Origin of the sequence: Candidatus Halobonum tyrrellensis G22, assembly GCF_000495475.1 — an archaeon.
Lineage (GTDB): Archaea > Halobacteriota > Halobacteria > Halobacteriales > Haloferacaceae > Halobonum > Halobonum tyrrellense.
Genome location: NZ_ASGZ01000035.1, coordinates 1 through 19700 on the forward strand (window position 1 = coordinate 1; position 19700 = coordinate 19700).

General features: G+C 70.4%; 22 protein-coding genes. 12 read left to right on the forward strand and 10 right to left on the reverse strand.

The window, feature by feature from the left end:
- On the reverse strand, nucleotides 1-1358 hold a 1358-nt coding region (locus K933_RS10615; RefSeq protein WP_200862317.1), incomplete at its 3' end, for a NosD domain-containing protein.
- Nucleotides 1359-1541: 183 nt separating this feature from the next.
- Here K933_RS10615 and K933_RS10620 point away from each other — a divergent pair.
- Together K933_RS10620 and kynU are read left to right on the forward strand one after the other, a co-directional pair.
- Nucleotides 1542-2777, forward strand: coding sequence for an MFS transporter (locus K933_RS10620; protein WP_023394737.1), 1236 nt, complete (start codon nucleotides 1542-1544; stop codon nucleotides 2775-2777).
- A gap of 628 nt (nucleotides 2778-3405) precedes the next feature.
- Nucleotides 3406-4722 (forward strand): kynureninase, encoded by a 1317-nt coding sequence (gene kynU / locus K933_RS10630; protein WP_023394739.1) that lies wholly within the window; start codon nucleotides 3406-3408, stop codon nucleotides 4720-4722.
- A 41-nt stretch (nucleotides 4723-4763) separates the two neighbouring features.
- Here the strand turns inward: kynU and K933_RS19240 are convergent, their stop codons facing one another.
- Nucleotides 4764-4895, reverse strand: a complete 132-nt coding sequence (locus K933_RS19240; protein WP_268744626.1) for a hypothetical protein — start codon at nucleotides 4893-4895, stop codon at nucleotides 4764-4766.
- 113 nt (nucleotides 4896-5008) lie between these two features.
- Nucleotides 5009-5920 carry a diacylglycerol/lipid kinase family protein gene (locus tag K933_RS10635; RefSeq protein WP_023394740.1) on the reverse strand — a complete coding sequence of 304 codons (912 nt, stop codon included), beginning with the start codon at nucleotides 5918-5920 and terminating at the stop codon, nucleotides 5009-5011.
- A 151-nt stretch (nucleotides 5921-6071) separates the two neighbouring features.
- On the opposite strand from K933_RS10635, the gene K933_RS10640 reads away from it, so the two are divergent.
- The 3 genes from K933_RS10640 (at nucleotide 6072) to K933_RS10650 (ending at nucleotide 8435) form a co-directional block, all read left to right on the forward strand.
- A complete protein-coding gene (locus K933_RS10640; protein ID WP_023394741.1) occupies nucleotides 6072-6401 on the forward strand; it encodes a DUF7471 family protein in 330 nt (109 codons plus the stop codon).
- Between the two features lie 87 nt (nucleotides 6402-6488).
- The gene (locus tag K933_RS10645) at nucleotides 6489-7001 is read left to right on the forward strand and encodes a winged helix-turn-helix transcriptional regulator (RefSeq protein ID WP_023394742.1); all 513 of its coding nucleotides are present in this window, start codon (nucleotides 6489-6491) and stop codon (nucleotides 6999-7001) included.
- Nucleotides 7002-7130: 129 nt separating this feature from the next.
- On the forward strand, nucleotides 7131-8435 hold the full coding sequence (locus tag K933_RS10650) for a DUF7405 family protein (protein WP_023394743.1): 1305 nt from the start codon (nucleotides 7131-7133) through the stop codon (nucleotides 8433-8435).
- A gap of 39 nt (nucleotides 8436-8474) precedes the next feature.
- Here K933_RS10650 and K933_RS10655 read toward each other — a convergent pair whose 3' ends face one another.
- Complete coding sequence (locus K933_RS10655) at nucleotides 8475-8759, reverse strand: hypothetical protein (RefSeq protein ID WP_049947792.1); 285 nt, start codon at nucleotides 8757-8759, stop codon at nucleotides 8475-8477.
- A 146-nt stretch (nucleotides 8760-8905) separates the two neighbouring features.
- Here K933_RS10655 and K933_RS10660 point away from each other — a divergent pair, with 146 nt between their 5' ends.
- Together K933_RS10660 and K933_RS10665 are read left to right on the forward strand one after the other, a co-directional pair.
- Nucleotides 8906-10009 (forward strand): iron transporter, encoded by a 1104-nt coding sequence (locus K933_RS10660; protein ID WP_023394745.1) that lies wholly within the window; start codon nucleotides 8906-8908, stop codon nucleotides 10007-10009.
- A gap of 63 nt (nucleotides 10010-10072) precedes the next feature.
- On the forward strand, nucleotides 10073-10579 hold the full coding sequence (locus tag K933_RS10665) for a hypothetical protein (protein WP_023394746.1): 507 nt from the start codon (nucleotides 10073-10075) through the stop codon (nucleotides 10577-10579).
- Between the two features lie 58 nt (nucleotides 10580-10637).
- Here K933_RS10665 and fer read toward each other — a convergent pair whose 3' ends face one another.
- The gene (gene fer / locus K933_RS19305) at nucleotides 10638-11378 is read right to left on the reverse strand and encodes a ferredoxin Fer (protein WP_023394747.1); all 741 of its coding nucleotides are present in this window, start codon (nucleotides 11376-11378) and stop codon (nucleotides 10638-10640) included.
- A gap of 200 nt (nucleotides 11379-11578) precedes the next feature.
- Here fer and K933_RS10675 point away from each other — a divergent pair, with 200 nt between their 5' ends.
- From K933_RS10675 to K933_RS10695, 5 genes are all read left to right on the forward strand, one after another.
- A complete protein-coding gene (locus tag K933_RS10675) occupies nucleotides 11579-12550 on the forward strand; it encodes an aldo/keto reductase (protein WP_023394748.1) in 972 nt (323 codons plus the stop codon).
- Between the two features lie 75 nt (nucleotides 12551-12625).
- A complete protein-coding gene (locus K933_RS10680) occupies nucleotides 12626-13609 on the forward strand; it encodes a formylglycine-generating enzyme family protein (protein ID WP_023394749.1) in 984 nt (327 codons plus the stop codon).
- 84 nt (nucleotides 13610-13693) lie between these two features.
- The gene (locus K933_RS10685; RefSeq protein ID WP_023394750.1) at nucleotides 13694-15034 is read left to right on the forward strand and encodes a sulfatase family protein; all 1341 of its coding nucleotides are present in this window, start codon (nucleotides 13694-13696) and stop codon (nucleotides 15032-15034) included.
- Nucleotides 15035-15134: 100 nt separating this feature from the next.
- Nucleotides 15135-16682, forward strand: a complete 1548-nt coding sequence (locus K933_RS10690) for a Na+/H+ antiporter NhaC family protein (RefSeq protein WP_023394751.1) — start codon at nucleotides 15135-15137, stop codon at nucleotides 16680-16682.
- The gene (locus K933_RS10695; protein WP_023394752.1) at nucleotides 16679-16945 is read left to right on the forward strand and encodes a DUF7513 family protein; all 267 of its coding nucleotides are present in this window, start codon (nucleotides 16679-16681) and stop codon (nucleotides 16943-16945) included. The genes K933_RS10690 and K933_RS10695 overlap by 4 nt, the downstream gene beginning before the upstream one ends.
- 81 nt (nucleotides 16946-17026) lie before the next feature.
- Here K933_RS10695 and K933_RS19055 read toward each other — a convergent pair whose 3' ends face one another.
- From K933_RS19055 to K933_RS10715, 5 genes are all read right to left on the reverse strand, one after another.
- Nucleotides 17027-17185, reverse strand: coding sequence for an HNH endonuclease (locus tag K933_RS19055; RefSeq protein WP_023394753.1), 159 nt, complete (start codon nucleotides 17183-17185; stop codon nucleotides 17027-17029).
- Nucleotides 17186-17496: 311 nt separating this feature from the next.
- Complete coding sequence (locus K933_RS10700; RefSeq protein ID WP_049947794.1) at nucleotides 17497-17784, reverse strand: amphi-Trp domain-containing protein; 288 nt, start codon at nucleotides 17782-17784, stop codon at nucleotides 17497-17499.
- Nucleotides 17785-17928: 144 nt separating this feature from the next.
- Entirely contained in the window at nucleotides 17929-18516 is a 588-nt protein-coding gene (locus K933_RS10705; RefSeq protein WP_049947795.1) for a methyltransferase family protein, read from the reverse strand.
- 60 nt (nucleotides 18517-18576) lie between these two features.
- Complete coding sequence (locus K933_RS10710) at nucleotides 18577-19221, reverse strand: hypothetical protein (RefSeq protein ID WP_049947796.1); 645 nt, start codon at nucleotides 19219-19221, stop codon at nucleotides 18577-18579.
- Entirely contained in the window at nucleotides 19218-19616 is a 399-nt protein-coding gene (locus K933_RS10715) for an SHOCT domain-containing protein (RefSeq protein WP_023394757.1), read from the reverse strand. The genes K933_RS10710 and K933_RS10715 overlap by 4 nt, the downstream gene beginning before the upstream one ends.
- Nucleotides 19617-19700: the final 84 nt, after the last annotated feature.

A 19700-nucleotide genomic window follows, 5' to 3' on the forward strand; every position in this document is an offset into this window, starting at 1 on the left:
GACACGCCGTGAGTGTACGTGCCCGCCGCGAGACCGTCCGTGGGCACGTCGAACGAGACCATCTCGCTCGCGCCGGCCGCGAGCGTCACGCTCTCGTTGATCCCGAGCGGGTCGAGCGTCCCGTCGGCGTCGGTGTCGAGACCGAACTCGACCGTCTGGGTCGCCTCGGTGCCGCCCGTGTTGGTGACGTTCGCGGTCACGGTCACGGTGTCGCCGACGGTGGCGTTGGCGGGCGCCGAGAGCTCCGAGACCGAGAAGTTCGCCGGCTCGGGCTCGGGTTCGCTCCCGCCGTCGGTCGCGTTCCGGCCGACGGCCGAGAGGAAGATCACGCCGTTGGTGGTGAACTCGACCGGGCTAGTGACCGTGTTCGCGTCGGCGTCGACGACGCTCGACGGGGACGCCGACCACTCGCTCGCGTCGGTGTCGTACTGTCGGAGTTCGACCGACGACTCGTTCACCCCGTCGTCGTCGTAGTGGGCCGAGAGGTTCAGCACCGAGTCGGCGCTACCGCCCGCGGTGGACGCCCGCAGGGGCGGGCTGACCGCCTGGCCGTTCTCGGGGGCCGCGGGCAGCGAGTCGGCGCCTTCGAGGACGACGTTCTGGCTCGCCACGACGTCGACCACCGCGTCACCGAGCGTCAGGTTGGTCGCCGTGACGTTCGCGGGTCCGGAGCCGCTGTACCCGCGCATGTAGTAGCCCCAGTTGTTGTTGCCGCTGATCTCCGAGTCGACGATGCGGATGTCGCGGGCGTCGTTGTCGACGTGGATGCCGTAGTCGTTGTCCACGGACGTGACGTTGTCCAGGACCATGTCGGTCGACCGGATGATCGACACCCCCTCGCCCTCGGAGCGGGTGTGGTCGCGCGCGACGGCGTCCTCGATGTCGACGCCGTCGGAGGTGACCACCCAGTAGCCGTAGAATCGGTCGTCGACCGCGGTGGTGTCGGCGATAGTCACGTCGCTCGCGCCGCGGACGTGGTAGCCGATGAACCACCGGTTCACCGATACGTCCGTGACAGTGACGTTCGACACGGACGCCTCCGTCCCGTTGACGAACACGCCGAACGCCCGCTCGGAGCCGCCAGCGCCGGTCACGGTGTAACCGTTACCGTCGAGCGTCACGTCGCTCGCCCGGATGTCGAAACAGGTCTCGCCGCCCGCGTCGACGTCCGAGGTGAGTTCGTACGTCCCCGACTCGTCGATGGTCGTACACGACGAGACCGACTGGGTCGCCGCGGCCGCCTGACCGGTGAACGCGACACCGGCGGTCAGGACGGACCCCACCATCACCGCCGTGAGTACGACCGCGAGAACCGCTCGACGAGGACCACCCGCCGTCCGCTCGTTCGTTCCTGTCATGGTTCGCTCCGCGCACCGCTCCGGCCGAGATCTGGTGGCATGATGCAGGTTATGACGTATCGTGATTCGGACTTCATCGTATTTGACATAACATTACGGAAAGGTTGATCTAACCACCGAGGAACTGGCCAGCCGCCGCCGCCGTCACGGAATCCTCTTGCGGCCGGCCGCCGGTGGACACGTGTGGACCTCCGAACGCTCGTCGGCGCGGACGCCGCGGTGCTCGCCGACCGCGACTTCCGGGTGATACTGCTCGCGAGCGTCTGCTCGCCGCTGGGGGCGTCGGTGGTCTCGCCGCTGCTCAACACGCTGACCGGCCCGTTCGGCGTGAGCGGCGCGCGCGTGGGCCTGCTGATGTCGGCGTTCACCGCGCCCGCCGTCGTCTGCATCCCCCTCGTGGGCGCCGTCTCCGACCGGTACGGCAGAAAGCCGGTCCTAACCGCGGGGTTAGCGCTGTTCGGACTGACGGGGATGGCGGTCGGACTGACGACCGACTTCCGGGTGGCGCTGGCGTTGCGACTGCTCCAGGGGATCGGCTACACCGGCATCGGCCCGGTGCTCGTCACGATAACCGGCGACCTGTTCGACGGGCCGGCGGAGGCGACCGCCCAGGGTCTCCGCTTCACGACGGTGGGCGTCTCGCTCACCGTCTTCCCGCTGGTGTCGGGCGCGCTGGTCGCGCTCGCGTGGCAGTTCCCGTTCGCGCTGTACGCCGTGACGCTCCCGACGGCGCTCGCGGTGTGGCTGTTGTTCCACGAGTCGGGCGAACCCGGGAGCGCCGACGAGGGTGCCGACGTTCGCGCGCTCCTCACGCTCGCGTCCCGACCGCGGGTGGCCGCGACGCTCGCCGGCCGCGCGGTGCCGTCGTTCCTCTGGTACGCCTTTCTGACGTACAACTCGTTCGTCGTCGTCGAGGTGCTCGGCGGGTCGCCCGGCGAGGCTGGCGCGCTGGTCGCCGTCGCCAGCGTCGCCTCGGCCGTCGCGACGACCCAGACGGGGCGGGCGACGGCCGCACTCGGGACGCGGGTGCCGCTGGTGGGTGCGCTCGCCGCCGGGGGGGTCGGCCTCGCCGGCGTCGCGCTCGCCCCCTCGCTCCCCGTCGCGTTCGCCGCGGGCGCGCTGGTCGGGATGGGTTTTTCGGTCAGTCTCACGCTGTACCGGTCGGCCATCACCGGACAGGCCGACGCCGAACTCCGGGGCGGGCTGGTCAGCCTCGGCGAGACGGCCGGCCGCGCGGGCAGCACCGTCGCCCCCGCGGCGATGGGTGCGGCCGTCGCCCTCCTGAGCACCGGCGGGACGGACGCCGGCGCCGTCCGGGTCGTGGTCGTCGCCGTCGCCGTCGGCGCGGCGGTCGCCGGAGGGCTGTTGCTCCTCGTCGGCGGCGGCCCGGACGGCGGGGGCGAGCGGAGCGACGGCTGAGCGGCGTGTAGCGGCGAAAGAAGGGGAGGGCCGGTCCGCACCGCGTTCGCGGCGGGCCATCAGGGCGCGGGCGCCGACCGCCTCGGCGTCGGTCGAGGCGTCGGTCGCGTTCCCGGTCGGCAGCGCGACGGTGAGCGTGTGCTCGTCCGGCCCGAACGTCTCGGTGGTCGCGTCGAACAGTTCCTGCTGGTCGGCGGTCTCGCGGCTGAAGCCCGCGGTGGGCTTCGTGTACGAGACGAGCGAGAGGGGCACCTCCTCACAACTCTCGTCGACCGTGAACGTGACCGTCGCCGTGTCGCCCTCGCGGTCGACGTTGGGCGCGTCGACGCACTCGCGGACGCTCGCGCTCGCCCACGCGGTCCCGCGGTCGGTGACGCCCTCGCCCCTCATCGGGTCGGCCCCCCTACCGGCGGTCTACTCCGTCCTGCCGGGGCGAATGTATGAAATGCTGATATTTTGATGGAGTCCACTCGGTCGTAGTCGATAAATGTCCGTTCTCTCGTCTGTTCGGCGTTGTTACCGTCTGATGTGGTACGTTGACTCACCCCACGGTAGCGGGCCGGCGTGATGGCGGAGCGGGGGCGCCGCGCGGGGAACGCCTAAGCGACGCCCGCGACACCCGACGGGTATGGACGACCCCGACGCGGTCGACCGTGCGGACGCCGAGCGACGCGACGCGGCCGACCCGCTCGCGGGCTTCCGCGACCGGTTCGCGACCCCCGACGGCGAGCGCTACATGGACGGCAACTCGCTGGGGCTCGCCCCCGCGGCGGCCGAGGCGAGCGTCGAGCGGGTGGTCGACGAGTGGCGCGACCTGGCGATACGCGGGTGGGAGGCGGCCGACCCCGACTGGTTCTCGTACGCCGAGCAACTGAGCGACCGCCTCGCGCCCCTCGTCGGCGCGCGCGAGGGCGAGGTGGCGGTGGCCAACTCAACGACGGTGAACGTCCACACGCTGGTCGGGAGCTTCCTCGACCAGTTGCCCGGAACGCCCGCCGGCTCGGACCCCGCGGGGGAGGCGCCCGCGGTGGTGGTGAACGAACTCGACTTCCCGACCGACCACTACGCGGTCCGCGCGCAGTTGCGCCAGCGGGGCATCGACCCCGAGGGGAAACTCGCGGTCGTGGAGTCGCGCGACGGCCGGACGGTCCGCGCCGCGGACGTGGAGGCGACGCTCGACGAGCGCGACGACGCCGGCATCGTGTTCATGCCCTCGGTGCTGTACCGCTCGGGGCAACTCCTCGACGTCGAGCGGATCGCGGCGGCCGCACACGAGGCGGGCGCGCTCGCGGGGTTCGACTGCGCCCACTCGGTGGGCGTCGTCGACCACGACCTACACGGTGCGGGCGTCGACTTCGCGGTCTGGTGTTCGTACAAGTACCTCAACGCCGGCCCGGGCGCGACTGCGGGGCTGTACGTCCACGAGCGACACCACGACGTGACGCCCGCGCTCGCGGGCTGGTGGGGCCACGAGAAGGCGACCCAGTTCGAGATGCGCGGCGAGTACACCCCCGCGGCCGACGCCGGCCGCTGGCAGGTCGGGACGCCGCCGCTGCTGTCGACGGCGCCGCTGTCGGGCGCGCTCGACGTGTTGGAGGAGGCGGGCGTGGACCGAGTGCGCCGGAAGTCGGTCGCGCTCACCGACTACCTGATCGACCTGGTCGACGAGCGTCTCCCCGACGCGTTCGCGGTGGGGACGCCTCGCGACCCCGACCGCCGGGGCGGACACGTCGCGGTCGAACACCCCGACGGCTACCGGCTCAGCGAGGCGCTCCGCGACCGCGGCGTGGTGGTCGACTTCCGCCCGCCGAACGTCGTCCGGGTGTGTCCGTCGCCGCTGTACACGCGGTTCGTCGACGTGTGGGACGTAGTCGAGACGGTCCGGAAGGTGGTCGAGACGGACGCCCACCTCGACTACGAGACGCGCGGCGGCGGCGTGACGTAGCCGGCGGCCGCCGACCGGTCCTGCGACCTCGCGTCAGCCGCTCACTCCACGAGGAACCGGTATGCGAGACCGACGACGACGAGCAACAGTCCGAGTATCGACGCGCCGGGAATCGGGAGCAGGAGCACGGCCATGAGCAGTCCGACGACGACGGCGATGGTGGAGAGGCGCACACCTCACGCGAGGGGCGCCCGCCGAAAGCCGATGGTGGCAGGTCGGTTACCGGCTACCCACTGGTCGGCTCGTTCCGGGCTCGCGTCGGCCGTGACACCGCCTCCGTCGCCGCTCACTGCGGCGCCGGGTCGTACGACTCGCCCACGCGGATGTCGAGTTCGGCCCGGAGCAGCGTCATGTCGAGGTCGTCGTGGGTGCTCACCTCGCCGTCGCGGCTGAACGTGATCGGCTCGCCGTCGCTCTCGATGGACACCTCGCGGGCGCGGATGTGGTGGACGCCGTCGGTGTCGTCGTGACCTAACAGCCGCTGTTCGACCGCCTCCGCGACCAGGCTGCTCGCGTCCATCCGCTCGACGATGACCACGTCGAACCGGCCGTCCTCCATGTTCGCCCGCTCGTCGTCGTCGACGAACTTGCGGGCGTTGCCGACGAGGGCGCAGAGCGCCTCGCCTTCCCAACTCGACTCGTCGCCCGGGAGCGTCTCCTCGGTCTCGACCCGGATGTCGAGCCCGTCGAACTCGATGGTCTCCTCGATGGCGGTGACGACGAACGCGAGCGTGCCGAGCCGCTCTTTCAACTCGCCGGAGGCGGACGTACTCACGTCGGCGGGGAGACCCGCGATACAGGAGACGACGAACGGTTCGTCCTCCGCCAGCCCCACGTCGACCGAGCGGACCTCCCCCTCGGCGGCCACCTCGATCCCCTCGTCGACCGTCGAGATGCCGAGGTTGCGCGCGAGCAGGTTCGCCGTCCCCACGGGGACGATGGCGAACGTCACCTCCGAGAGCGCGTCGGCGTCGTACAGCCCGCAGAGCACGTCGTTTATCGTCCCGTCGCCGCCCGCGGCCGCGACCGTCTCGACGCCCGCCTCGCCCGCCTCGCGGGCCAACTCGACGGCGTGGTCGGCGCTCTCCGTCTCGCGAACCTCGAACCCGTTCGCCTCCATCCCCTCGGTGACGGACTCGACGTGGTCGGCCGCGCCGCTCATCGGGTTGAGGATACAGAGGCGAGAGACGGTCTGCATGTCGCTACGGACGAGACCACCCTACTTACCCCCGACGGCCGCGAGTGCGTGCTCGGCCCGTCGTCAGCCCCGCGGTGGGCGCCCCGACGTTTCCGGCGGCCGCCCCGGGGGACCGAAAGAGGCAGGGTGGCGCGGACCGAACGAACTGGGAATGACACCGGTGCCGTTGCACCTCTCGGCGGCGGGGACGGGCGGGGTGTGGTACCCCCTCGTGCTGGCGCTGGCGGCGCTCGGCGGGGCGGTCCTCCTCGGCGGCGGGCTGGCGGCGTTCCTCCGACGCGGGTCGCGGTCGTACCTGCTGGTCGCGCTCGCGCTCGGGACGCTGCTCGCGCGGACGGGCGTCGCCGTGGCGGCCGAACTCGGACTGCTCGGCGCGGGGGTCCACCACGTCGCGGAACACGGACTCGACGTGGTGATGGCGGGTCTCGTCATCGCCGCGGTGTACTACGCCCGCGGCGCGACCGGGGGGGCCTCGACGTGACCCCACGCTCGCCACCGGAGGGGTTCGCGTGATGTACCTCGCACAGGTCGTGTGTTCGGAACGCACGCTCACCCCAAGGGGGTTCGCGTGAGCAACGAGACTCGCGAGCGCATCGCCCGGTTCGTCGACGACCACCCCGGCCTCCACTTCAACGAACTCGTCCGACGGCTCGACCTGGCACCGGGGCAGGCCCAGTACCACCTGCGGCGCCTGTGCGGCGACGACCGGGTGGTCAGCGAGGCGGTGTCGGGGCGGACCCACTACTTCACCCCGGAGTACGACCCGGTCGAGCGCCGTCGGGTCGCGCTGTTCCGCCGGGAGGTCGCCCGCGACATTTGTCTCGAACTCCTCGACGGCGGACCGGCCCGGCCCGCCGACGTGGCCGACCGGGTGGGCGTCGCCCGGAGCACGCTGGAGTGGCACCTCGACGGACTCGTCGCCGAGGACGTGGTGTGCAAGCGGCGCGACGACCGCAACCGCGTCACGCTCGAACTCGCCGACGAGGCGGCGACCGCCCGGACGCTCCGCGCCATCCGCCCGTCGATCCCCGACCGCTTCCTCGACCGGTTCACCCGGCTGGTCGACTCGCTGTTGGAGTGAGCGGCGTCGGGCGGGCGGACCCTCCTCCGGGTGCGGTCGGCGGCGGGACCGAACGGCCGCCCGCCCCCGACTCCCGGATTCGAGAGGCGCACCACAACCGCCTTTCGTCCGGACCGGCTACCTCCGCCCGTGACAGCCTTCGACGACGCGCTGCCGCGCCGGGCGTTCCTGAAGGCGGCCGTCGCCGCGGGGGGGACGGCGGCGCTGTCGGCGTGTCTCGACCGACTCGGGGGGGGCGAGCCGGTGCCGGCGGGCGAGGGGGCCGCCGCCCACCCCGACCGCCAACACGCGTGGAACGACCACGTCCGGACCGACGAGTACGGCAACCACCTGCTGCCGAGCCACCAGGTGCTGCTGTACCTGTCGCTGCCCGGCGACGGCCCGCCGTCGGCCGACGCGCGCGAGACGGTCGCGGCGGCGCTCGACACGCTGGACGAGGCGTACGCGTGGAGCCACGAGGCGCTGCTCCACTCGGCGGGCTACTCGCCCGCCTACTTCGACCGGTTCGACGCGGCGCTACCCGACTCGGTCGACCTGCCGCACCCGACGCGGCTGTCGAACTTCGAGACGCCCGACTTCGACGAGCAGGACGTGCTGGTCCACCTCGCGTCGGACCGCGCGGACGTGGTGCTCGAAGCGGACGCCGCGCTCCGCGGCGAACGCGCGGGGGCGAACGGCGTCGAGATGCCCGCGCCGCTGACCGACGCGCTCGAACTCGACTCCCGGCGGACGGGGTTCGTCGGCCGGGGACTCCCCCGCGAGAAGGCCGACAGTCTGGAGGGTATCCCCCAGCCCAACCCGGTGCCCGAGTCGTCGCCGCTGTTCATGGGGTTCGCCGCCGGCTTCCGGAAGAACCAGGCGAGCGAGTCGTACGTCTCGCTCGATACGGGCCCGTTCGCCGGCGGGACGACCAAGTCGGTGGGCAACTGGCGACAGCGGCTCGACGACTGGTACGGCGAACAGGACCACGACGAGCGGGTGATGGAGATGTTCTCGCCCGGCCACGCCGCCGAGAACCTCGTCGAGGAGGCGGGGACGAACCTCGGGGCGACCAGCCAGGTGGACCGGTTCCTCGACGACATCACGGAGCAGGCGACGGAGTACGGCCGGGTGGGCCACGCCCAGAAGAGCGCCCGCGCCAACCGCGACTCCGAGGGGAACGTCCGGCTGTTGCGCCGACACTTCGAGTCGACCGACGGTGACGTGGCGAGCCTGCACTTCCCGTCGCTCCAGCGCTCCATCGCCGACTTCGAGGCGGTCCGCCGCGCGATGAACGGCACCGACGTCACCGAGGCGACGCCCGCGGTCCGCCAGCGGGTGAACAACGGCATCCTCGAGTACATCTTCGTCCGGAGTCGCGGCTACTTCCTCGTGCCGCCGCGGTCGCTCCGCGCGCTCCCGACCCCGACCGGGCCGGCCGACGCCGACGGCTGAGCCGGACGGGTCGAAGCTCGGACCGAGCGGCCGCGCCGGTCAGAGGAGTCCGGCGAACGCGCCGACGCCGGCGGCGAGACAGAGCGCGCCCGCCGCCCCGCCGACGGCGGCCGCCCGGCCGGAGACGACCCCCTCGGTCCGGAGACCCACCGCACCGACCCCGACCGCGGCGCCCGCACAGACCGCCAGCGGCGCGAACCAGCCGACGGCCGCCCCGGAGTCGTGTGCCGCGTGGCCGGGGTGGGCGACCGCTGACGGCCCGGCGACGGCGAGCGCGAGCGTCGCGGCCGCGACGAGCAGCGACGCCGGACGGGGTCGTGACACGGCCGACGGTAGCCGCTGCACGACCGAGACGGTTTCGCTCGTTCGCCCCTCGTCGCTCGACGCCTCCCCCCTAGTCGCCGGCCGCGGCCGGGGGCGTTCGACGGGTGTACCACAACCCCCTTTTGTACCAGATGCGTACGTTCGGTATGGACAGGCGCGCGTACCTCCGGGCGGCGGGAGCGGTCGGCGCGGTCGGACTCCCGGGGCTCTCGGGGTGTCTCGGGTTCGAACTCCAGTCGGGGGGGAGCGGGGGCGAGGGGAACGGGCTGGTCATTCCGGCGGTGCCGGCGGACCGCCCCGACGCGGTGTACTACCCCAGCCACGTCGAGGAGGTGGCGATGGTCGACACGGGGTCGGGCGGCGACTACGAGGTGGGGCTGATGTACTCGTACGCCCACCGCTTCTGGAACGTCAACGGCGAGGACGTCGAGCGGACGGACCCGGTGGGCGACGTCCACCTGATGGCGAGCGTCTGGGACGCCGAGACGAGACAGGTGCTCCCCGAGACGGGGCTGTCGCTGGAGATCGCGAAGGGAGGGGAGTTGGTCTCCCAGGAGGTCATCTACCCGATGCTCTCACAGCCGATGGGGTTCCACTACGGCGCGAACTTCGGACTCGACGGCGACGGGACGTACGACGTGACGCTCGAAGTCGGCGGCGTGAACACGCGACGGACGGGCGCGTTCGAGACGCGGTTCGGCGACCCCGCCGACGTGACCGTTGAGTTCGAGTACAGACAGTCGGAACGGGACGAACTCGGGTTGGAGGTGCTCGACGACGCGGGCGACCCCGGCGCGGTCGACCCCCACGAGATGGAGATGATGCCGGACTCGTACGCGCCCGAGACGGGCGCGCTCCCGGGGACGGTCGTCGGCGAGACGACGAGCAACGACGCGGTCCTCGTGGCGACCGTCCTCGATAGCCCGCCCGCCGGCGTGGAGAGGGACGGGGAGTACCTCGCGGTGTCGGCGCGGACGCCGTACAACCGGATGCTCGTCCCCGCAATGTCGCTCGAAGCGACGCTGACGCGCGACGGCTCGGCGGTGTTCTCGGGCGAACTCGTCCGGACGCTCGACCCCGACCTCTCGTACCACTACGGCGCGGTCGTCGACGGCGTCGAGTCGGGCGACGAACTCGCGCTCTCGCCGACGGTGTGGCCCCAGACCGCGCGCCACGAGGGGTACGAGACGGCGTTCGGCGGGCTGTTGGGCGGGATGCCCGAGACCCGTATCGACGTGTCGGGGCTGTAGGCACCGACCGGGACGACTCCCGTAACGTATTTCGGACCGAACGACCGGAACCGAGACGACGCGATGAGTCCCCGCGTGCCCCCGCCGTCCGCGCTCGTCCCCCCGGTCGCCCTGGCGCTGCTCGTCGTCGCGGCCGGCTGTGCCGGCCCACTGCTGGGCGGCCCGCCCGAGACCACCGTCGAGAACAGCGCGAGCGACGAGTACCGGGTCGACGTGTACACGGTGCCGGTCGACGACCCGGCCGCCCTGGAGTTCTCGCGGGCGACCGACGGGGGAAGACGACCGCTCGACGCTCGCGACGTCCAGTTCCCGAGCGGCGAGCGGAACGTGACGCTCGACAACGAAGGCGCGACGCTCCAGCGGCGGGTCGTGCTCGCGCCCGGCGAGAACGTCACCGCCACCCTCGACGGGTGGAATCGCGGGGAGACGACCGTCTACCTCGTGGAGACGGCGGACGAGCGGCTGGTGTACACGCGGGTGGTCGACTGCGGGAGCGGCGACCAGTCGCACACGCTCACCGTCGAGTCGAACGAGTCGTTCCGCGCGAGTTCGACCTGCGGCGGGTTCTGAGAAGTCGGGCGTAGTCGGGTCCCGAACGGCCGAGGGTCGGCGGGGCTCGCGCCGCGAGTCAGTCGGTCGCCTGCGCCCGTTCGAACCGGTCGGCGGGGAGGCGGAGTTCGTCGAGATCCGGGAGGTGTTTGACGTTGTACACCACTTTCAGCTCCGCCGACTGGGGCGCGCTGATGCACGACAGCCGGATGCCGTGGGCGACCATCTCCTCGGAGAGGATGTGGTTGCCGGGCGTCTCCATCTCCCCCTCGACGACGGCGACGGCGCAGTTCGCGCACGCGCCGCCCCGGCAGGCGTACGGCCACGCGAACCCGCGGTTCTCGGCCGCCTCCAGCAGCGACTCGCCGGGTTCGACGAGGAACATCCCGTAGTCGGCGGGGTCGAGGTCCGCGTCGGACGCCTTCTCGAACAGGTCGGGGTCGCCGAGCCCCCAGCCGCGGTCGTCGAGCACCTCGTAGTTGAGGTACTCGACCCGCGACTCGTCGGGTTCGTCTGAGTCGTCCGACGCCTCGCCGGGTCCGCGACCGGCCCTCCCGGTCGACCGGCCCGCGGGGTCCCTCGCCCCCGGGCCGGGGTCCGGCGGATCGCCCGCACCCGCGCCGTTGCCGCGTTCGCTCCCCGCGTCGTCGGGTTCGTACCCCGCCTCGATCCGCTCGTAGGCCGCCCGCACCCGCTGGAACTCCCTGGGCGACCCGCCGTGGTCCGGGTGCGCCTCCAACACCCGTCGTCTGTACGCCCGGTCGACCTCGTCGTCGTCGGCGTCGGGGTCGATCCGGAGGACGTCGAAGGGCGACTCCACGCCAGTGGCTAGGCAACCGAGACGTAAAGCCCCCCGCTTCCGCGCCGCTGTCGCCGGGCCGACGGCGGCCGAGTCACCGGTGCCGACGGCGCGAGCGCCGGCGGGCCACCCGGGTCGGAGACGACCGGGGACGCTCCCGGGAGCCGGCAATCCGGTCGACCGACGCGGGGAGTTTTGCGCGTGGAGAGTGACCGTCGACCATGGAGTACACAACGCTCGGTGACACCGGCGTGACCGTGAGCCAGGTCTGTCTCGGCTGCATGAGCTTCGGCACCGGCCGGGAGTGGATGATGGACCCCGAGGAGGGCCAGGAGATGATCGACCGGGCGATCGAACTCGGTGTCAACTTCTTCGACACCGCGAACGTCTACTCGAACGGCGAGAGCGAGGAGATTCTCGGCGACGCCCTCTCGGAGTACGACCGCGACGAGCAGGTGGTCGCGACGAAGGTGTTCGGACAGATGCGCGAGGACGACCCCAACTCGGGGGGTCTCTCGCGGAAGACCATCGAGCAGGAACTCGACGCCAGCCTCGAACGGCTGGGGATGGACACGGTCGACCTGTACCAGATCCACCGCTGGGACCCCGACACGCCCGTCGAGACGACGATGCGCGCGCTCGACGACGCCGTCCGCCGCGGGAAGGTCCGCTATCTCGGCGCGAGTTCGATGTGGGCTCACCAGTTCGCGGAGGCGCTCCACACCAGCGACCGTCTGGGCCTGGAGCGGTTCGCCACCATGCAGAACCACTACAACGTGCTGTACCGCGAGGAGGAGCGCGAGATGCTTCCGCTGTGTGAGCGGGAGGGCATCGGCGTCATCCCGTGGAGTCCGCTCGCGCGCGGCGTCGCCGCCCGGCCGCACGACGAGGTGGACGCGACCACGCGCGGCGAGACCGACGAGTTCCTCGACGGGATGCCGTACCTCGACGGCGGCGGCGAGGAAGTGAACGAACGGGTGGCGGAACTCGCCGACGAGGAGGGCGTCTCGATGGGGCAGATAGCGCTGGCGTGGCTGCTCGAGAAGGACTGGGTCGACGCGCCCATCGTCGGGACCACGAGCGTCGAACACCTCGAAGACGCGGTGGAGGCGACCGAACTCGACCTCTCCGAGAGCGACGTGGAGTACCTCGAAGAGCCGTACGAACCGCTCCCGGTCGCGGGCCACGAGTAGCGACGGGGAGAGCCGGGGGCGTAGCGGTCGAGGCCGCGCGAAAGGCTTGTAGGCAGCCCGCGCGCACCCCGACCCATGAGCGACGAGCGCACGGACGAGGGGGCACCCTGCTGTGGCGCGTCGCGGCCCGGACGCGACGCGGACGGACCGGGGAGCGAGGGCGCGCCGGCGGTGCCCGACACGTCGGCCGCGGACGTGGACACGAGTCGGATGACGCGGGTGCCCGCGGGGACGTTCACGATGGGCACCGACTCGGACGCCGGCTTCCCCGCCGACGGCGAGGGACCCGCCCACGAGGTGGACCTCGACGCCTTCCACGTCGACAGACACGCGGTGACGAACGCGGAGTTCTACGAGTTCGTCGACGAGACGGGCTACACCACCGAGGCCGAGGAGTTCGGCTGGTCGTTCGTGTTCGAGAAGTTCCTCCCCGCGGAGAACCGGCGGTACGTCCGCGGGAGCGTCCCCGAGGCGTCGTGGTGGGCGGGCGTCGAGGGCGCCAACTGGGCGCACCCCGAGGGCCCGGGCACGTCGATACGCGAGCGCCTCGACCACCCGGTCGTCCACGTCTCCCACCGCGACGCCGCGGCGTACGCCGACTGGGCGGGCAAGCGACTGCCGACGGAGGCGGAGTGGGAGAAGGCCGCCCGCGGCGGCGTCGCGGGCGCGACGTACCCGTGGGGCGACGACCTCACGCCCGACGGCGAGTGGCGGTGTAACATCTGGCAGGGGTCGTTCCCCGAACGGAACACGGTCCAGGACGGCTACCGCGGGACGGCGCCGGTCGACGCGTTCAGACAGAACGACTACGGCCTGTACAACCCCGCGGGCAACGTCTGGGAGTGGTGTCACGACCGGTTCGCGGCCGACTGGTACGAGCAGACCCCACGCGAGAACCCGGCCGGTCCCGCCGAGGGGGACGAGCGGGTGATGCGCGGCGGGTCGTACCTCTGTCACCGGTCGTGGTGTAACCGCTACCGGGTGGCCGCGCGGTCGTCGAACGCGCCGGATTCGAGCACGGGCAATCTCGGCTTCCGGTGTGTCGTCGACGCGGCGTGAGGGAGGCGGCGACCGTCGGCAGTGTCGGTAGTATCGATGCTGATGTGAAAACCGTTATTCCGCTGGTTGTCGGAGCGACGAGGCATGGACTCGGACCCCGCGTTCGAGCGTCGGCCGAACGTCCTCCTCGTCCACCCGCACGACCTGGGGCGCCGGCTCGGCTGTTACGGGGCGGCGGTCGAGACGCCCGCCATAGACTCGCTCGCGGCCGACGGCGTCAGGTTCGACCAACACGTCTGCACCGCACCGCAGTGTTCGCCGAGTCGGGGGAGCATGGTCAGCGGGCGCTACCCACACGACGTCGGGCTGTTGGGCCTCGCACACCTCGGGTGGGGGCTCGACGACGAGGTGGAGACGCTGCCCGAACTCCTCGGCGACGCGGGCTACGAGACCCGGCTGTTCGGCGTCCAACACGAGGTGGTCGACCCCGAGCGACTGGGCTACGACGACCACTGGACCGAGAGCGAACTCGCGGCCGACGTGGCCGAGGCGACGGTCGACTTCCTCGACGACCCGCCGGACGACCCGTTCTTCGCGTCGGTCGGCTTCTTCGAGCCACACCGGCTGAGCCGGTATCAGGGGTTCCGGTTCGACGACCCGCGGTACGACGCGCCCGCCCCCGACGCGGTCGACCCCCCCGACTACCTCCCGGACGTGCGGGCGGTCAGGGAGGAACTCGCCGCCTTCTACGGGATGGTGCGTGCGGTCGACGACGCCGTCGGCCGGATCCTCGACCGCCTGGAGGCCGCGGGACTGCGCGAGGAGACGCTCGTCGTCTTCACCACCGACCACGGTCCCGCCTTCCCGCGGGCGAAGGGGACGCTCTACGAGGCGGGCGTCGGCACGGCGCTGTTAGCCGCCCACCCGGCGCTCCCCGACGGCGCCGTCCGCGACGAACTCCTGAGCAACGTCGACCTGCTCCCGACGCTCCTCGACGTGGCGGGCGGGGACGTGCCCCCGGAGGTGGACGGGCAGTCGTTCGCCCCGCTGTTGTGGGGCGACGGCGAAGGGAAGGGGGACGGAGAGGCGTACGACGGACGCGATGAGGCGTTCCTCGAGATGACGTTCCACGACAAGTACAACCCGACGCGGGGGGTCCGGACGGAGCGGTACAAGTACGTCCGCAGCTTCGGCGACCTGCCCCTCGTCTACCTCCCGATGGACGTCCTCCAGTCGCCCTCGGGGCGGGCGCTGTACGAACGCTTCTACACGTCGGCACGGCCCGCCGAGGAACTGTACGACCTCGACGCGGACCCGCTGGAGCAGGAGAACCTGATCGACGACCCCGAACACGCCGAGGTCGCAGACCGCCTCCGCGCCCGCGTCGACGCGTGGATGGAGCGGACGGACGACCCGCTGTTGGACGGCGACGTGCCCGTCCCGCCCGAACACGTCGAGCGGATGAAGACGTACCCGTGGGGGTGAGCCGGTAGGGCGGCCGACCCGACGGCGGCGCGGACTCGGGCGGTCGGAGCGGCCGACCGATGTCGGGTCGCTTTTGACCGGGTGGAGAGCACGTCGAGGCGTGAGCGACATCGAGACCGACACCGACCCCCCGGATCCGGAGCTGAAGTTCCGCGGCGGGCCGGCGGCGAGCGCGATTCCGGTCGCCGTCTTCGTCGTCTGGGCGGTCGTCCAGTCGGGACTGTTCGGCATCGGCGACACGACGGGACTCGTCGTCGGGATGCTGGTCGGACTGATCGCCGGAATGCTGTTCGTCCGCGGCGACTGGAAGACGTACGCGGACGTGGTGTTCGACGGCATGACCGAACGGGTCGCCGCCACCGCCATCGTGGCGTGGCTCTGGGCGGGGATGTTCGCCCAGACCATCCAGACCGGCGGCTTCGTCGACGGGTTGGTGTGGGCCGCCGAGGCGCTGAGCGTCGGCCCGGCGCTGTTCCCCGCGGTGACGTTCCTGCTCGCGGGGCTGCTCGCGACGGGGATCGGCACCGGGTACGGCACCGCCATCGCGTTCACGTCGCTCGTCTTCCCCGCGGGGCTGCTCGTGGGCGCGAACCCCGCGCTGCTGTTCGGCGCCATCCTCTCGGGGGCGGTGTTCGGCGACAACCTCGCGCCCGTCTCCGACACCACCATCGTGAGCGCCGTGACCCAGAACGCCGACATCGGGGGCGTCGTCGCCTCCCGATTCAAGTACGCGGTCGTCGCCGCCGTCCTCGCGTTCGTCGCCTACCTCGTCGCCGGCAGTACGCTCCCCGGAGTGGACGTGACCGGCGACGCCGTCGGCGGGGCGACCGTCTGGGGGCTGGTCCACCTGCTCGACATCGCCGTCGTCATCGTGCTCGCGGTCGGGGGGCGGCACATCATCGAGGCCGTCTCGTGGGGGCTGATCGTCGCGGTGGCGCTCAACCTCGCGCTCGGTGCGGCCGACGCGCTGTCGGTCACCCCCGCGGACATGCTGGTGTTCCGCGTGCCCGAGACCGCGCCACTCGACGGGCTAGCGTCCGCGCCGGTCGTCGGCGCGGTCGTGGAGACGGCGCCGTCGGCCGACGCCGCGGTCGGCGGCAGCCTCTACGTCGGGGCGTCGGGGTTCTTCCCGCTCATCGTGTTGACCCTGCTCATCGTCGCGGGCGCGAAGGTGATGCAGCGCGGCGGCGGCTTCGACGCCGTCCTCACCCTCCTGCTCGACCGGGTCGCCACCACCGTCCGGCGCGCGGAGTTGACGATGGTGCTCGGGACGGCGCTGGTGAACGCGATGGTCACGATCAACACCGCCGCCGAAATCGCCATCGCGCCGTACGTCCGCACGCTCGGGCGGCGGTTCAACGTCAACGGCTACCGGCGGGCGAACATTCTCGACGCCAACACCTCCGCGCTCGGCTACATCTTCCCGTGGGGCGGGGGCGTCCTCGCGGGCTACGGCGCGATGCAGGGGCTCGTCGGCGCGGAGGCGACGCCGTGGTTCACGTCCGCGATGGTGGTCAACCCGGTCACCGTGTGGCCGTACGTGTTCCACGGCTGGCTCCTCGTCGCCGTGTTCGTCGTCGCGGCGTGGACGGGCTACGGCCGCGAGTACGTCGCCGACCGTCGGAGCGACGAGGTGAGCCGGGTGTGAGCCGGTTCGGCGCGTTTCTCGCGGGGCTCCGGTTCCGGACCGCCACCCCCGCCTACGAGGCGGGCGAGACGCTCGACGCGTACGTCACCGGCCGCGACGGGAGCGGGGTCCGCGCCCGCATCGGCGACACCGTGTTGCGACTGCCCGACGCGGACCCGGCGCTGGTCGACGCGCTGGTTCGACTCCGGGTGACCTCGTTCGACCCCGAGACGCACGAGGGGGTCGCGGACGTGGTCGAGGTGGTGGTCGAAGCGGAGCAGTGAGCGTCGAGGCCCCCCGTCGGAACGGCGTCGCGTCGGGCGGCGACGCTGGAGCGTGAGGCTACCCGGAGTCGGACGGCGGCTTCAGTCGAACGAGCGATCCCGAACCCGTTCGACCAGGTCGGCCTCGAACGTCTCGCCCTCCCGTCCGTGGTGAACTCGCCGGTGGCAGTTCGGACAGAGCGCGACGACGTTGTCCGGGTCGTCGGCGCCGCCGTCGCTCCGTCGATGGAGGTGGTGCACTTCGAGGAAGGGCTCGCCGCTCCCGTCGACGAACGGGGCGTCCTCGCCACAGCCCCGACAGACCCCGTCGGCGACGCGCCGGGCGAACCGCCTCGGCAGTTCCGCTCGTGAGTAGGTCGTTCTCGCGGTCGGGGAGCCGTGACAGAAGCGACTTGTCGAATATCGGGGAACGAGGTATCATCTCGGGACGTATTCTACCGGCTATCTGGTAGAACCATCGCGCGAGAGACAGGGAGTGAAGTCAGCAAGCACCTGGTGTTCGTTCCGCGTATTGAGTTGTATAACGGCCGACAGACGGGTGTGCGGAGCGACTACTCGATTTCCAACTGGCCGCTTCCGCTGGTCTCCCCATCGTCGTTCTCGTCCCATTCGAGTTCGAACTCGACACTTAATTCAGTCATATTGCCAGCCGGGCCTTCGCGTTCAGCCTTGACCTCGAAGGTTGGTCGGGCAGGGGGAGTCAGTGTGACGGACTCGGAGCCTGCTTTCAGGCTGATAGCGTTTCCGCTGTCGAGATTATCCGCGACTTTCCGAAGGTACGCTGCGATCTCTTCTCGACTCTGGTCGCTCTCCGATTCGAACAGGACTTCTTCAGGCATACTGAACGATACGCTGCCCGCACCGATAAGTGAACTCCCTGTACGTAGCGATTCGACCTCCTGACCGATAGGCGCTCTGTATCGACCGCAGCCGAGTCACGACCCATCAACTGCTGATAATTTCGATAGAGCCCGATAGCTGTACTACTCGCACAAGAGACGCTTCATCGACTCTCCGGTAACGAACCGCGGTGTCTGCTCGCAATACTCCTCGTATTCGTCGCCGTAGTGTTCACGCAGCCAGGGCTCTTCGGCGAACGGGAAGAGGATGTAGACGAGGGCGGTCAGGAAACCGTGCACCGCTAGTTTCGACGAGTTCACCGCGAGAATCGTCCCGACGATGAAGGTGATGAACCCGACGCTTTGGGGGTTCCGCGTGTACTCGTAGATGCCGTCGGTTCGGAGTTCCCCTTCCCGACCACTACTCTCCATCCACCCGAGCTCGAACAGCGCCGAGAGTGAAAACGCCATACCGAACACCGAGAGGAGCGCCCCTCCAATCCGAAGGGGTGTACTTGTGAGGCGGACTGAGTCCCAATCACGGGAGGCTAGTACGGGGAACCCACTGAAGACAACCGAGAGGAGCGACCAGTTGAACCACCAGCGCCAGCGGCTGTCGCCAATCGGCCAGAGGCGACGAGCGGGAACGAGCGCGCTGACGAGGTACCCGATAATCAGGACAGCATCAGCGACGATCGTGATAGGGAGAGCACGGTCTGATCGAGAGACCATAGAAAGGTTTGGTACCTGTCAGAACAAAACCGTTACTACCCGAACGACGAGTACGACGGGTCAGGTGACCGTTTGCGTCGTTCGTCGGTACCCCTCGTACACAGCTGGCAGTCCCAGGGGAAGTGCGAGGAGCCCAAACCCGAGAAGGACGTAACCGGCCCCCTTTCGTCGCCGTACTGCGAGAATCGTTCCGACGATACCGAACAGGGCAACCACGTAGGCGGTATTACTCCAGGTCACGTCGTACGAGGAGCAGTACAGCCAGCAGACGAACGTATAGGAGGGGGCGTTCCACGTCGGCGGCCGGAGTTTCGGCCAGAGGAACCGACAGTACGTCGTCCAGCCACCCATCGCCAACGTGGGGAGACCAGCGAGCCACAGCGTCGAGCCGAATGGCGTCCGCGTTCCGTATCGCCGGTACCCAGCGAGGAACAACGATGGAAACCCGATGATCCACAGCCAGATACCGATGGTGTAGCTAACTGGCCAGTGCTCGATCCGGGGCTGCTCGAACGGGAGTCGGACCGACTCGGGCAGCGTCGCCCACGGGAACGAGGGGTCCGGCACCGGATTCGTGATGAGTGCGAGGAGGCAGAGTCCCGTTCCAACGAGCAGGCCGTAGAGACCCAGCGTCGTGTATCGACCGAGCCAGGCTGGGAGCGACGGGTGAGCAGTCCCGTAACGGTGGTCGAGTGTCCGCGTCATCCGTCAGGCCTCTCCTGGCGTGAGTCGGTGTCGCGTTGGAGCGCCTCCCGTCGCTGTTCGTACTCCTCGTCGGTCAGTTCTCCGCGAGCGTACGCGAGACGAAGCTCTTCGAGTGCCGGGTCTGAGTCACTTTTCGTACCCGTGACAGCCCGATAGACGAGGTAGCCACCACCAACGAGGGCAGCGAAGAACAGCAGTCGCATCACGATTCCGACGACGAATAGCCACCCCGGCATCGTACCGTCACCCCACATTCCTCCACCCCACATACCACCCATCATCGACCCGTATCCCATCATCCCGACGCCCATGAAGAGCAGCGGGAAGATGACAAACGCGCCGATGACGATGAGGAGAATCGTGACCAGCCGTCTGTTGTCAGTATTTTCAGGCATAGTTGTCCCCACGTGAGTTCGTCTCTAGTATCAAGTAGAGGTCCGTGGTTCAATGCGATTGCGACTTCGAATCCTCTGCAATCC